The sequence below is a fragment of the Cellvibrio sp. UBA7671 genome, from assembly GCA_002483145.1.
GTDB classification, from domain to species: domain Bacteria; phylum Pseudomonadota; class Gammaproteobacteria; order Pseudomonadales; family Cellvibrionaceae; genus Cellvibrio; species Cellvibrio fibrivorans.
On record DLHJ01000016.1, the window covers coordinates 558,524 to 572,295 of the forward strand.

Genomic DNA, 13,772 nt, shown 5'->3' on the forward strand with positions numbered 1-13,772 from the left:
ATTCAGGTTTGATTCACGCCGCTGCTTTACTGTTACAATTCGCGAATTCAAATTTTCTTTTTTATTTCGTTTTACAGAGTGTTAATCCACCATGATTAAAAAATTATTAGCCAGTGTCCTGCTGGTCAGTTCAGGCCTCACCTTTGCACAGCAGCCAGCTGCACCAGTTCCATCTGCCACTTTGCCTACGCCGACTCCTGGACAGGTTGTCGAACAAAAGCCAGTGGTTATTCCTGCAGCGCCCCAATTGGCTGCGACCGGTTTTATTTTGGTTGATGCTACTACTGGCAGCATTGTGGCCGAGAGCAATTCTGAACAGCGTTTACCTCCTGCGAGCCTCACCAAAATGATGTCCAGTTATTTGGTGGTTGATGAAATTGAAAAAGGCCGCATCACCGAAGATGCTATGGTGAACATCAGCGTAAAAGCCTGGAAAATGGGCGGCTCACGCATGTATGTAAAAGAAGGCACACAAGTGTCAGTTATCGATTTATTGCGCGGTGTGATTATCCAATCGGGCAACGATGCAACCGTAGCGCTCGCTGAATATGTGTCCGGCAATGAAGATGCCTTTGTCGATAAAATGAACCAAACTGCAGCGCAGTTGGGTATGGTCAATACCCATTTTGAAAACTCAACTGGATGGCCGGCAGAAGGTCACTTGACTACGGCAAAAGATTTGGCGGTGCTTGCGCGTGCGATCATTAATGATCATCCAACTCACTATCCGATCTACGCCGAGAAATATTTTTTCTATAACAACATTCGTCAACCCAACCGCAATTTATTGTTGAACCGCGACGAGACTGTTGACGGCTTAAAAACCGGCCACACGGAGGAAGCGGGTTATTGCTTAGTGGCATCGTCTAAACGTGAAAACACCCGTTTTATTGCTGTGGTGATGGGCACCGAAAGTGAAAGTGCGCGCGCTGCCGAAACACAAAAATTACTGGCTTATGGATTCCGCTACTTCCAGACCACCCAACTTTATCAAGCGGGTCAGCAGGTGAGTAGTTCGCGCGTGTGGGCAGGTAAAACCCAGGAAGTCACACTCGGCATCCCTAATAATATTGTGCTGACCTTACCCAAAGGCCGCGAGCAATCACTGCAAGCAAAAATGCATATCAATGAAATCATTAAAGCCCCGATTGCTGTCGGACAGGAGTTGGGCAACCTCACCGTTGAGCTGGATGGCCAATTGTTGGTGAATACCCCGATTGTTGCGCTGCAAGCAGTCGAAGAAGCCGGATTTTTTGCGCGTCTACTCGACAATTTGAAATTATTCTTTCGCAATTTATTCAGCTGATCGCTAGAATCAATCCGTTGGTAGTTGCTCTGTTTGGGTGCGCAGGCAACTCCCGGAACCTCTGAATCTCTCTCCTCCAGTTCGTTAAGAATTGATCGGCTTCAGCAATTCCGACAATACAGGTATTGCTGTTCCAGTTGACTCCGGTATTGTTTTGATTTGTTGATGTGCTGCGGTGAAGCGGCTCAGATGTTCACATCAACTTACTCAGAAATAACAAATCAAGGAGCTTTTTGTGTCTACTAATCCCTACCAAACCCCCGAAGGTCAATTGACCACTGATGATCAAGCCGTTGGCGAGATCAAGTTTTTCTCTCCTTCCTCACGTATTAACCGTCTGCGCTATTGGGCTCACGGTGCATTATTTGCGATAGGCTTTTACGCAATTTTAGCTGTGGGTGGCGGTCTGTTTGCATTTGTGTCTCCATGGGTGGGCGTGCCTATTATGGCTGTTGCCTATATTGGATTGTTGGTGTTCAGCGTTATCGTGATGATCCAGCGTTTGCATGATTTGAATAAAACCGGTTGGATGTGGTTGCTTGCGTTAGTACCTTTTGCAAATATTTATTTGCTCATTATTTTGATCTTCTTCAAAGGTACTCCCGGCCGCAACAATTACGGCCTGCAAACTCCGCCGAATAAAACCTGGCACTGGGTTGTAGCACTTGGTTTCCCTGTAGTGGCATTGGTGTTGATTTTGGCTTTCGCGTTACCAGCGTACAACCAATACATGCAAGCAATGCAACAGGATTTCAGCGGCCAGTACGACCAATCCCAAACTGATGCTTACCCAACTGAATACACAGAAGAGGGGGCAGTTGAAGACACCACTTACAGCGAGGAAACCGTCGAAGAGGGTGTGTCATATGAATCTGTAGAAGACGAAGTAATCGAAGATGACGCGATTGATGCTGCGGAAGCAGAAGTAATCGAAGCAACTGAATCCGAAACACCGCAGTAAATTACTTCTGGTTTAAAAATAAGGCAGCTTCGGCTGCCTTTTTTATAGGGAAATTTACAGGTATCTAAGTGAGCACAATGAGTCAGCAATATTACTTGCAATAATGGCTTGTCGGTTTTCTAACTCCATAGTTCGCTAGCTATTGAAAAAATATAATTATTCGCATTGAGACTCGAAGGTAACTCATCCTGAGTGGATTTTAGTTATCTGGTTTTTCTGGCAGTAATGTGAAAATTCTGAAGTTGAATATTGTTAATAAAATAGCAAATAGTGATTCTGCTGCATGGTATAGGGCGATAGTGATGGGATTCCAAAAGTCCATGTTATAAAAGGTTCTCTTAATAAACCAAAACGGAACATTTGTCGCGAGCCATATAATGATAAAACCGGCGAATATTATTCCCTGATACTCTTTAGTTGCTTTCCAGCTCAATCTAAAAGCATCAACTGGTGATCTTTTATAAAGAATGCAATAAAACTCCGAAAATGAAATACGAATCATGACAATAATGGCAGGGACTATAAGTAGTAAAAGTCCAGTTAGGATCGCGATTGTCGCAATAATATAAAGCCCAACAATAGGAAGCCAAAGTTTAAGTGCTAGTTGGTAGTATTGTTTTCTCTGTAAGAATTCACCACTTATTACAGAAGACATGTAAAGAATAAATACGCATTGGTATATGGGGAATGTCAACATGTATGGAAGCATGGCGAGATATTCAATGTATTCAATATCTCTCGCGTAGTGAGCGATAGCAGCAGAAAAAGTGCTAACGGCCATTATTAATGGCATGATTAGGGCAATAATACTAGCCAAGTTGTTTTTGAAAAAACGCCAAGCGTCCGCGATAAGTGGTAATGAATTATTCATATTTTCTGTGTTAATTCTTAGGTCTTTTGTTGTTAAATTTTCGGTAAACAATTAGCGAAATGAATTGCTGGGTAGTATTCTTGTGAGTATGTCTACAAAATCCCAGTACTCTTAATTTCCAAATACGCATTCGCGACACGCACTGCTAATTCGTTGGCGGTGCAGTCAATTGCATAAACACCAGCGGCAGTGAGTTTGCGGTGGGAATCGCGACGTTCATGTAAAAAACGACGGACACCGGCATAATTGAGGGAATCATCAAAAGTTTGCACTGGAGCGTCATTGAGTTGGTCGAGCACTTGTTCGCGGATGTTGGCGACCATTACCAGATGGCGTTTCTTGAGCAGGTTGACGGCAAGCAACAATTCGCTGTTGTCTTCATCGCGCGAGTTGGTAACTAAAATGATCAGCGAGCGTTTTGGTTGGAGGCGGGCGAGTTTTTCTGCGGCGGTAATGTAATCCGCAGTGGATTGGTTTGCGTGCAAATCGTAAATGCCGTTGAGCAATACTTTGACTCGTTCAACTCCTTTTTGTGGCGGAATCCAGCGGTGTTGGTTGCCGAAACTCATCAGGCTCACGTTATCGCCTTGGCGCAATGCGATGTAACTCACCAATAGCATTGAGTTGAGCGCGTGGTCGAAATGGCTGAGTTCATCATCTTTCGCACGCATACGACGGCCGCTGTCGATCATCAATACAATTTGTTGGTCGCGTTCATCTTGATAATCGCGTGCAATTAATTTCTGCCGACGCGATGTCGCTTTCCAATCCAATTGGCGCAAACTGTCGCCCTGGCGATATTCGCGCAGCTGGTGAAATTCCATGCCCGCACCACGGCGCTGTTTCCTTTTAATACCAATTTGGCTGGTGTGATTTTCGGTGGCGAGAATGGCGTAGTTGGCGATGGCGACAAAATCCGGAAATACTTTGGCGGTAGTTGTCTCACCGGCCCAATAACGGATATGCCATAAACCCAATGGGCTTTTAAATTGGATATGGGTTTTATCCAATTGCAGTGAGCCCCGCACCAGTGGACGCAATGAGTAATGGTTGGTGCTGATTTTGTTGGGTTCCAACTCAATGCGCAGCGGTAAGTTTTCGTAGTTGGCATCTGCAGGTACGCCATCAAAAATCTGGATGTTTACCTTGTCGGTAAATTGATGGCGAATGCGCAGTTTTACTTCGGTCCATTTATCAACCGCAAGGTTGCCGGGTAATTCGCGCGTAATTTCTACCGGCGGCAAGCGGCGTGATAATAGCCAGTCGAGTAATGCGATAACTGTTACAGCAATAAATAATCCCTGCGGCAAATACGCAGCGGCGCTCCATTTAAAATAATGGGCGCTAAAGGCGTTGATAAATACCAGCGCTGCAAGCAGCGCGAAGGCAGTTATCAAACGTGTACTGGGAATCCATGTTCTGCGCATAATATTTTTTTCAGTAAGGGAATCAATGTCTCGGAGCTTCAACCTGCAACAAAATATTATGCAGAATCCGCTCGGCAGCGATGCCTTCAATCGCCAATTCCGGTGATAACAAAATCCGGTGACGCAGTGCCGGGATAAACATTTTTTTCACATCATCCGGTGTTACAAACGAATTATTGTTGAGCAGAGCATATGCGCGGGCTGCAGAGAGCAGGGCGATACAAGCGCGGGGGCCAGCGCCGCGTGAAATACCAGACCAGCTGCGTGTAGCGCGAACCAGTTTTACTACGTATTGCAAAATTTGTTCGTCTACGGTTATTTGCTCGGCAATTTTTTGCAGGCTTAACACATGTGCTGGTTTTAATAATGTGCGGATATGCTCCAGACCAAAACCGCCTTGTGATTGTGAAGTTACCTGGCGCAACATAAATTGCTCATCGCTCTCACTTGGGTAATCAATAATCACCTTCAACATAAAGCGATCAAGTTCTGCTTCCGGCAGCGGATAAGTACCTTCCTGCTCTATCGGGTTTTGTGTTGCGAGCACCATAAAAGGTTCACCGGTTTTGAATGATTCGCCTTCAATAGTGATTTGTCCTTCTTGCATTACCTCAAGCAATGCCGCTTGGGTTTTTGCGGGCGCGCGGTTGATTTCGTCAGCGAGTAATAAATTAGTAAATGCAGGACCTTTGCGGATTTCAAATTCTTGTTTGGCCATATTAAACATCGCATGGCCAGTGACATCGCTGGGCATTAAATCGGGCGTAAATTGCACGCGTGAAAATTGCCCGCCAAAACATTTGGCAAGGCTGCGTACCAAGAGCGTTTTACCCAGTCCGGGTACACCTTCAATTAATACGTGGCCGCGTGCGATCAGAGCAATCAATACTTGTTCGATTACAGCATCTTGGCCAATCAAGACTTTTTTAATTTCATTCAGTAAATTGTTGGCAACGGTACTTGCCTGCTGCAAACGATTTTGCAAACTCTCATCGGCGTCCGTTGCTTTGTTGGTTTCAATGCTGTCGTTGTTGCTAATTGACTCAGTCATAATTGCTTCCTGAAAGTTGCTTTCTGATAGTTTGCAAATGTGCAATCGCTGCGGCAAATTCCTGGGGATGGTGCAGGCCGTCGGCGAAAAGAGCTTGTTTAATATCGGCTTGGGCAATGCCGGTTAGTTGGTGTAAAAATTCAAGGCGCTGTTCACCTGATGCTTGATCCAGATTGGGATGCTGCTCATCCAACCGCTCCAGAATTTCTTTGCGCAATACATTGAGTAGTTGCGGGTGCTGCTGTTTGCGCCAGAGCAGCATGGCGCTGGCATAAATATGTTCGGCAAGGCTGCGGCGCCCGCTTTGTTCAATAACCAATACCGGACCAAAACGCACGCTGAGTGCCCAGAGCCACAAAACCAGTGCAATCATTCCGGCGATGACACCGTAGCTGGCATTGCGCCATAAAATCGCGGCGAGCGATGGGGCATCCTGATTAATTAAAAACCATACACGGCCATCTGGATTTACCAACCGCCATAACCCATAGGCGTGGTCGTGACAGTCAATGCGCTGGTTTGCCCAAATAGTGTTGTCACTGGTGATGGTGACTGAGCCTTCCCCTATATCAAAGTAGAGCAGGTGCTCACGTTTTTCATCGTAGTGATGATCTTCCTCATCCGTTTCTTCTGCATCTACAGCTTCAGTATCTTCCTCAACCTCAACGGTGAGGTCTTCTTCTGATGGTGTTTCACTGCTCTCTGTATCTTCCTCTGCATCGTCGTGCGCGATATAGGCATAATAGATAAATTGGCTGCGGCGACTGAAATCAAAATTCAATGGTTTTTCTTCGTCGGCAAACTCAATTGCGGTAGGTGTTTCTTTCATGCTACAGCGATAATAGTTTTCCGGTTTTTCGTCTTTTTTGGCTTTCCCATTTTTCTTGTTGGTTTTTTTATCGCTCGATTTTTCTGCTAGTGTTTTTTCTTCTGTATCTTCAGTTGGTGGTTTTTCAAGAGATGTGTCCTGCTTGTCATCCGCTTTTTCTGTATCAGAATTTTCATCATCGGATTCGTCAGTTTCCTCGTCAAAACCGTCTGCAAGCTTCTCCAGCAGGTCACGGGTGTCAGCATCAGTTTCTTCTGGTTCCAGCTCGATATTAAAATCGTTGAGCAACAAATCTTCTTCACTGGTGTGGGTGCCGATAAACGGATTTTGTGTTGAGGTAATCAGGGTGCCGCCCGCTTCCACCCATTCATAGAGCGAGTCGTAACGTTCCTGAGTCAGCGTTTTATAGCCGTTGATAATCACAATGGTGTCTTGTGCACCCAGTTTGAGGTTGCGCCAGGAATGTTTATCCAACAGGCTCAGGTTTTTTACTGTAGTGGCTTGCACGCCCTGTTTACGCAAGAAAATTTCAGCGGCAAGAAAATCGTTTTGGCGCGCTTCTTTTGAATAGCCTAGATCGATTTCATTCTCTTCCCACTCCAGTGTGGTGTACCACCAATAGCCCAAGCCGGCCAAGACAGTAGCCAACGCACCGATTATCAATCCGCGCTGCATAGGGGTTAGCGATTTTTTTGCGTCACTCACTCGGCAGCTCCCTGTGTGTTTGCGTTGTTGCTTTGCTGTAGCCAGCAGCTATTCCAATTCACACATAAATATTGCGCCTTCTCTGCCGTAGGCAATAAATGGCCATAGGCCAGCCGCTGCCATTCACGGGTAAGCGCAACAAAATAAGCAACGCGTGTTTGCGCAGCGCTATTCTTTGCAAAATATTCACGCATTAGTTCAGCGCATTCGCGCTCGGTATGGCCATCGTGAATATCCACGCCGCTATGAACCAAATGAAACAAGCTGGCGCGATAGAGCAGGGCGAGTGCTGCGCGCATATCGCCTGCTTGCAGAAGTTTGAGTGCATTGGTACTGATATCTTCCGGCAGGGATTCGCGGGTCACATCCATCCCGAACAGGGTTACCGGTTTTGCTTTGGGAGCGGGTGTAGGTTTAATCCGTACAAACTGCGCGGCCAGCCAATGACGATAGCGATAAAAAACAAAACCGATCAAGGCAAGTACGGCGAGCCATAAGAGTATCTCCAGTAAACTGGCGGCGGCGACAAACCCTTCAAAATTGGCCAGAAATTTAAAAAACTTTTTCCAGAAAGTTGATGTTTCTTCATCCTCTTCTGGTTCATCGAATTTCAATGTGCGCTGCATTTCCTTGCGGCTGAATTCAGTTTGTTGCAATACGGCTTTGATGGATTCCTGCGCCTGGTTGCGATCAATTTCAGTGAATTCACCGAGCGGTTTATCGATCACTGCTTCGCCGGAGTATTCCTCACTGGTTTCTACAGATTCCGCTACCGCCGGCAATTGTTCATCAGCATAGGCGATGCGCTGCGCATCGAAGGCAAAAATACTTAGCCCAAGCGCCAGCGTCAAAAGTAATGAGGGCAGAATGTTAACCTTGCTGCGTTTGTTGGCAATGCGGCGGAAAGCAATATCAATATCCCAAGCCTCTAATTTAATGCGGCGATTTAAATAGAGTGCAAATCCACAGGCGACATAAAAGGGCGCTGTGAGGCTGAGTGCGAGATACCAGATGGATAATTGCAGCAGATGCAAGTTGGAAGATTCCTGATCAAAAAAGAAATTCGCCCATTCGATATCAATTTCACGCGGGATCAGCGCCCAGATAAAACTGATAATGCCGATCCATAAAAATATTTCCAACGCGAGCCCCATAAAACTCATCCAGCTGGCAGGCGATGAATCTTCGCGATGCAATACTCCCAAACGATCCTGACGGCGGGCACCACTTAATCCTTCCAGTTGCAAGACCGGTAAATCCATACTGCGGGTTGGACTGAGTCTTCTCCATGTCAGGCTGGAAAAAATTTGCTTCAAGGCGAGCGATGGAAATAATTTGAAGGTGCTGCGTGTATCCGGCAGGTCATTAAATACCGCGTGGCTGAGGATATGTAATAGCGGGCGTTCCAAAACTGGTTTGAGCCACCACATAAAGAGTGCTCCCACCCAAAACCAATTGTCGGGAATCAGCAGCGTAAATATAAAAAAGGGAAAACTCACCAGCAGCCAGATTTTTATCATCGGCAGCCACCAGCGTTTGGCCATCAACAAACCGAGGTCAACCGCTTCCCATGCACTGCGCGGGCGAATTTCCAATGTGACTTGATCCAGATTCATCCCTGACCTCGCTCACCACGCAAACTGCGCCCGCTGAAAACCAGGTAGCCAATCACCAGCGCCCACAAAAATCCGCCGACCAAATATTTTTGCCAGGGCATAAGGATGTTATTGGACGACCAAAAAGCTTCGATAAAAGCGGCGATCACTAGCATGATAATCACACCATACACCAGTTGGATGGCGATGAGGCTGGCGCGTTTGAGCGATTCTTTGCGCGTGAGGTTGCCTGGTGCCAGCAATGCGTAGCCGAGTTTTAAACCCGCGGCACCGGCGATGCAAATAGCCGTCAATTCAAAACTGCCGTGACCGACGACAAAGGTAAAAAAAGTTTGCGTGAATTCGGCGTTGGTCAAATGCCCAGCGACTGCGCCCATTAACAAGCCGTTGTAAACGAGAAAAAAAATCGAGCCGACACCAAATACAATTCCCGATGCAAAGGTGCGGAACGCAACGCTGATATTGTTGCTGATATAAAAACCAAACATCTGCACATTGGTGTCGGATTCCCGCGCGCTGCCGAGCGTGCGATTTTCCGGATCGTACATGCTTTCAAATGAACTGACTTGTTCGGGCGCGGTGACCGTGTAGACCAAATCCGGCTGCCACAGGATTGCCAAAAACATCAGCAGCCCCGGAACGTAAAGTAATGCAGTTGCCCACCAAACGTAGCGTTGTTGCTCGCGCACCAAGCGCGGAAATCCCGCCACAATAAAACTGGTGAATTGCTGCATAAAGGGTTGTTTGCGGCGATACAACTGCTGGTGGCCGCGCACGACTAAATCGCCGAGTTTATCCACCAAATGACTGGAGTAGTGGCGATCTTTTGCGAGCGCGTGGAAATGGCAGAGGCGACGATAGCGGCTGGCAAAACTCGCCAGTTCACTGCCCTTGAGGCGGCCGTCGGGTTTTTCCAGCTCGATAATTTCCAGCTCCATCACATGCCAGAGTGGTTGGTAGAGTTGTTCGAATTGTCCTTGTTTCATGTCATCGTCCTTACTGCTTGCCAACCATAGTGTTGGCCATTTGTTTGATGGCAATCACCGGATCTTTGCTGCCGATAACGGGTAAAAGAATTGTTGCCAATTCACTTCGGCGCTCGGCCGATAAATATTTACTGCGCTCGGCAAATGCGAGCAGGGCGCGCTGTTCGTCGGTGGAAAAGTCGGCGGGCACTGGCAACTGACCGCGCACTTCAAAACTGGGTTCACGCGCAGGCGGCGCCTCGTAAATCACCATGCTGCCAGCGGCCAAATCGCCCAAACGTTTGAATTGGCGGTTGCACAGGCTGGCGACAATACCGGTGAGGTAGAGCATGGGCAGGAAATCGACAAAGCGTAATAAATTGCGCAACAGCGAGGGGCCGAAGGTGATGGGTGTGCCATCGTCGTTAACTACGCGAATGCCCATCCATTTTTTACCGGGGGTGCGGCCCTGGCGGGTAACTTCAAAGAAGACGGGATAAAACCATTCGAGCAAAAACGCGAGTATCAGCGCTATGCCGGTACCCATGCGCCCAAGCAGGGACAGGGCGATAAAAATCACGGTGACTATGCCGTAGCGGATCAGGATATCCAGCAATTGCGCCAGTACTCGCACGCCAAAGCCAGCGGGTGTCAGTGGGAGCAGGGCGCCTTCCGGGGTTTCAAGTGATTGGCGGGTATCGAGTAACAAATCCAACTGTCCTTATGCTGCGACGAGTCTGGCGTGATGCCGGATTATGTCGCTTAAATTATATTTTCTGGGGTGTTTGGTAATTGGCGAGAATAGCGGATAAGGCTATTTATGAATAGAAAATTTTCCTATCGGAGATGCTGCTTGAAGTTCGTCAAATGATATTCCAGAAAAGTATTTCTACCCTCTTGCTTAAGCCATGTATTATTTCGCGCCATTTTGTGTGACCTATGTAACAGTAAAATTAACTTAATACTGAGGAAAGTAAGATGTTAGGAGTGTTTAACGGATGTGGATCCCGGACGATATCCAAAGGGATTGTGGTGATGGCGACGTTTATGCTGTTGTCAGCATGTGGCGGGGGCGGTGGCGGTGGAACTCCACCAGCAGCAAGTAGTTCTTCAATAGGTGCGCAACTGACGGCCAACGCCGGTCCAGATCGCACTGTCAATGCAGGTGACAGGGTTGAGCTGGATCCAGGAGTTACCTTGGTTGGTGCCAACGGATTTAGTTTGGGTAATGGTGCCTTGGAGGTAACTGGGACATCAACGGTCTCTACCGATGTTGTAAAGATTCAGTGGACTAAAATGGAAGGCGCGAGCGTTGCGCTTTCAACTAACGATACTACCTCTGGTAAGGCTTTTTTTATCGCCCCTGACGTTGGCATTGAGGCTAATGTAAAAATTGTTTATCAATTAAAAATAACCAATGCAGCGGGGAAAACTGCTGAGGACACCCTTACCATAACGGTTAACAGGCTTAATAAAAAACCTGTTGTTGATGCAGGTGCTGATATATCGAGTAATGCCGATCTACCTTTAACTCTGACGGGGGTTGCATCGGATGAAGATGGGCAGGTAGTGAAATATCAATGGAAGCAGATATCGGGGCCGACAGTAACAATCAATAATGCATCGTCTGCAGAAGCAAATTTTGTCGCGCCGACTACTGACGTATCTGTGGCGCTGATATTTGAACTGACGGTCGAAGATAATGACGGTGCAGTCGCCAAGGATCAGATAACTGTGTCTGTAGCGGCTGGAGGTGCTCCTCGACTGGCTATTCATTTTCCAAGCGCATTTGGCATTTACGGAAAAAACACAATTTCTGCCTTTGGTAGCGCGAGCGCAGTAGATGGCACTCTTGCGAGCGTTACCGTTGACGCTGGCACCGGACCACTCAATGCAGTTGTTGATGCGGTTGGTAATTGGCGCCTTGAAAATATCACAGTCTCTGCTGGCGACACTTTTACGGTAACAGTGGAGGCGTTAGATAGTTTCGGGCGTAAAACCTCCCAATCTCGTACGCTCAATCAGACAGGCTTTAGCGTGGGTAGTGGAGATGACTGGGATGAAACTGTCGGTATAGGTATTGATAGTGCATTAAATAAATTGTACGTGTTGACTTCCGGCTTCCTTCTGGAGGATGTGACGCTGCTTTCCGTCGACTTGAGTAATGGCAATCGTAGTCAGCCTATATCGAGTTTTGATAAAACCTCACAAGGATTGAATGACTCTGCGTTAACCACTATGGCTTACGATCCAATAGGTAAGATGGTGTATGCAGCGACTGCACCGGCAGTTGGAACTCCCAAAATTATCAGTATTCACCCGGTAAACGGCACGCGTCGATTAGTGTCCGACAACACACGTGGATCAGGTGCGACCATACAGTACCCCACTTCGCTTGCGTTGGGGCGCAACTCTGATTCGCTCTATGTCGCTGATGTTAACGCAAGTCGTCTGGTTGAAGTCACTGTTGCCAACGGAAATCGGTCTACAGTTGCCGATGCTAGTTTGCAGACGGTTCCGGTTGATGCTCCCGCAACAATTGCCTACCTCCCGGGTAATTCCCAGTCCTCTGGACGTCTTTATTGGGCGCCTAACCTCGTTGGCGATAATGTCGTTGTAGATACTTTATTAAGCGTCACCCCGAGTTCTTCATTGTTGTCTAACAGTTTTGATTTTTTTCAGGGCACTGGTATTAAAAACATGCTCAAAGGAATGGTTGTAGATTCTGCACGCAACTCAATCTATCTGGTCGATGGGAACGATGATTTATTCACGGTTGACCTAACTACCGGTTATCGCACCCGATTGGCGATTTTTACGGGATCAACACGAATCGCCTTTGATGATACCAAGGGGCTTCTTTACTTGGTTGAGGATTTAAATGGCGGCCCAGTTGTATACGTCGTAGATCCTGTTACCGGCAATAAAATTCAGCTAAGTAATAAGTAGCGGAGAATGAATTAATGTCGTTTCAAAACGCCCCCCTAGGGGGCGTTTTTTATTTGAGCTGTTAAAGCTTTATACTGGCGTTTATCTACAGCGAGTACTGATTTATGTCCCAACAACAACCCCCCAAAATCGAATTCCCCTGCGAAAACTATCCCATCAAAGTATTGGGTGAAGCCGGGCCTGAATTGCATACCTACGTGGTTGAGATCATGGAGCGCCATGCGCCGGGTTTCGATCAAGAGCGCATCACTGTGCGCGAAAGCAGCAAAGGTCGGTATCACTCAGTGACTGTGTGGATCACCGCTACCGGTGTTGAACAGTTGACCGCAATCCACGAGGATTTGCGTGTTAATACCAATATCAAGATGGTGATGTAAATTGTCGTCAGCTCGCGTTTTGGAGGTGATCAACCTCGGCCTGCAGGATTACCAAACCAGCTGGCAAGCTATGACCGACTTCACCAACCAGCGTACGCCCGAGACCATCGACCAACTGTGGTTGGTTGAGCATCCTCCCGTCTTTACCCAAGGGCAGGCGGGCAAGGCGGAGCACTTGTTGTTCCCCGGCGATATTCCAGTAGTGCAAAGTGATCGCGGTGGGCAGGTGACTTACCACGGGCCTGGTCAGTTGGTGGCTTATCCACTTCTCGATTTGCGCCGCTTGAAGATCGGGGTGCGCGAGCTGGTGACTTCAATCGAGCAAACTATTGTCGCGACCTTAACGCATTACGGGATTGAGTCGGCGGCCAAGCCGGATGCTCCCGGCGTTTACGTCAATGGCGACAAGATCGCCTCGCTCGGGTTGCGCGTGCGCCGTGGCTGCAGTTTTCATGGCTTGGCGCTGAACGTGGCGATGGATCTTGCCCCCTTTCAGCGGATTAATCCCTGTGGTTATCAAGGCTTGGCGATGACGCAGATGAAAGACTTATTGCCCAATCCCCCCGCTCTGGAGGATGTACAAACCCAACTTGTCGCAGAATTTGCGCGGAAATTGGGCTATGAAACCTGTACAATGCGCGCCATCGAATCTGGTCGGGAGCCGGGCAAGGGCTAGTGCGACACGCCGTAAATCCATCCCTGGAGGCTCGGCACC

At 47.7% G+C, this 13,772-nt stretch carries 12 protein-coding genes; 5 read left to right on the forward strand and 7 right to left on the reverse strand.

What is annotated here, in order from left to right; all coding sequences use genetic code 11:
- Positions 1-91: 91 nt before the first annotated feature.
- Positions 92-1,306: a D-alanyl-D-alanine carboxypeptidase family protein gene (locus B4E62_RS18230; RefSeq protein WP_310067277.1), complete on the forward strand. Its 1,215-nt coding sequence runs from the start codon at positions 92-94 to the stop codon at positions 1,304-1,306.
- A gap of 235 nt (positions 1,307-1,541) precedes the next feature.
- On the forward strand, positions 1,542-2,267 hold the full coding sequence (locus B4E62_RS18235) for a DUF805 domain-containing protein (RefSeq protein WP_310067276.1): 726 nt from the start codon (positions 1,542-1,544) through the stop codon (positions 2,265-2,267).
- A gap of 199 nt (positions 2,268-2,466) precedes the next feature.
- Here B4E62_RS18235 and B4E62_RS18240 read toward each other — a convergent pair whose 3' ends face one another.
- The 7 genes from B4E62_RS18240 to B4E62_RS18270 all read right to left on the reverse strand — a co-directional run bounded on the left by B4E62_RS18240 (position 2,467) and on the right by B4E62_RS18270 (position 10,440).
- Positions 2,467-3,138 carry a hypothetical protein gene (locus B4E62_RS18240; RefSeq protein ID WP_310067275.1) on the reverse strand — a complete coding sequence of 224 codons (672 nt, stop codon included), beginning with the start codon at positions 3,136-3,138 and terminating at the stop codon, positions 2,467-2,469.
- Between the two features lie 92 nt (positions 3,139-3,230).
- Entirely contained in the window at positions 3,231-4,565 is a 1,335-nt protein-coding gene (locus tag B4E62_RS18245) for a DUF58 domain-containing protein (RefSeq protein WP_331353059.1), read from the reverse strand.
- Between the two features lie 22 nt (positions 4,566-4,587).
- The gene (locus tag B4E62_RS18250; RefSeq protein ID WP_331353060.1) at positions 4,588-5,616 is read right to left on the reverse strand and encodes a MoxR family ATPase; all 1,029 of its coding nucleotides are present in this window, start codon (positions 5,614-5,616) and stop codon (positions 4,588-4,590) included.
- Positions 5,609-7,150 carry a DUF4350 domain-containing protein gene (locus B4E62_RS18255; RefSeq protein WP_331353061.1) on the reverse strand — a complete coding sequence of 514 codons (1,542 nt, stop codon included), beginning with the start codon at positions 7,148-7,150 and terminating at the stop codon, positions 5,609-5,611. The genes B4E62_RS18250 and B4E62_RS18255 overlap by 8 nt, the downstream gene beginning before the upstream one ends.
- Entirely contained in the window at positions 7,147-8,766 is a 1,620-nt protein-coding gene (locus B4E62_RS18260; RefSeq protein ID WP_331353062.1) for a DUF4129 domain-containing protein, read from the reverse strand. Before B4E62_RS18260 ends, B4E62_RS18255 begins: the two co-directional genes overlap by 4 nt.
- Entirely contained in the window at positions 8,763-9,752 is a 990-nt protein-coding gene (locus B4E62_RS18265; protein WP_331353063.1) for a stage II sporulation protein M, read from the reverse strand. Before B4E62_RS18265 ends, B4E62_RS18260 begins: the two co-directional genes overlap by 4 nt.
- Before the next feature lie 10 nt (positions 9,753-9,762).
- Entirely contained in the window at positions 9,763-10,440 is a 678-nt protein-coding gene (locus B4E62_RS18270; protein ID WP_331353064.1) for an RDD family protein, read from the reverse strand.
- 338 nt (positions 10,441-10,778) lie between these two features.
- Between B4E62_RS18270 and B4E62_RS18275 the strand changes: the two genes are divergently transcribed.
- From B4E62_RS18275 to lipB, 3 genes are all read left to right on the forward strand, one after another.
- Positions 10,779-12,680 (forward strand): PKD domain-containing protein, encoded by a 1,902-nt coding sequence (locus B4E62_RS18275; RefSeq protein ID WP_331353065.1) that lies wholly within the window; start codon positions 10,779-10,781, stop codon positions 12,678-12,680.
- A 104-nt stretch (positions 12,681-12,784) separates the two neighbouring features.
- Complete coding sequence (locus B4E62_RS18280; protein ID WP_310067263.1) at positions 12,785-13,057, forward strand: DUF493 domain-containing protein; 273 nt, start codon at positions 12,785-12,787, stop codon at positions 13,055-13,057.
- A gap of 70 nt (positions 13,058-13,127) precedes the next feature.
- Positions 13,128-13,733, forward strand: coding sequence for a lipoyl(octanoyl) transferase LipB (gene lipB / locus B4E62_RS18285; RefSeq protein WP_374725247.1), 606 nt, complete (start codon positions 13,128-13,130; stop codon positions 13,731-13,733).
- The last annotated feature ends 39 nt before the right edge of the window (positions 13,734-13,772 follow it).

What these genes read in the sequence shown, in the direction of transcription:
- B4E62_RS18230 (WP_310067277.1), top strand. Translation starts at nt 92, where the DNA reads ATGATTAAAAAATTATTAGCCAGTGTCCTGCTGGTCAGTTCAGGCCTC.
- B4E62_RS18260 (WP_331353062.1), bottom strand. Translation starts at nt 8,766, where the DNA reads ATGAATCTGGATCAAGTCACATTGGAAATTCGCCCGCGCAGTGCATGG.
- B4E62_RS18240 (WP_310067275.1), bottom strand. Translation starts at nt 3,138, where the DNA reads ATGAATAATTCATTACCACTTATCGCGGACGCTTGGCGTTTTTTCAAA.
- B4E62_RS18275 (WP_331353065.1), top strand. Translation starts at nt 10,779, where the DNA reads ATGCTGTTGTCAGCATGTGGCGGGGGCGGTGGCGGTGGAACTCCACCA.
- B4E62_RS18280 (WP_310067263.1), top strand. Translation starts at nt 12,785, where the DNA reads ATGTCCCAACAACAACCCCCCAAAATCGAATTCCCCTGCGAAAACTAT.
- B4E62_RS18250 (WP_331353060.1), bottom strand. Translation starts at nt 5,616, where the DNA reads ATGACTGAGTCAATTAGCAACAACGACAGCATTGAAACCAACAAAGCA.
- B4E62_RS18265 (WP_331353063.1), bottom strand. Translation starts at nt 9,752, where the DNA reads ATGAAACAAGGACAATTCGAACAACTCTACCAACCACTCTGGCATGTG.
- lipB (WP_374725247.1), top strand. Translation starts at nt 13,128, where the DNA reads ATGACCGACTTCACCAACCAGCGTACGCCCGAGACCATCGACCAACTG.
- B4E62_RS18245 (WP_331353059.1), bottom strand. Translation starts at nt 4,565, where the DNA reads ATGCGCAGAACATGGATTCCCAGTACACGTTTGATAACTGCCTTCGCG.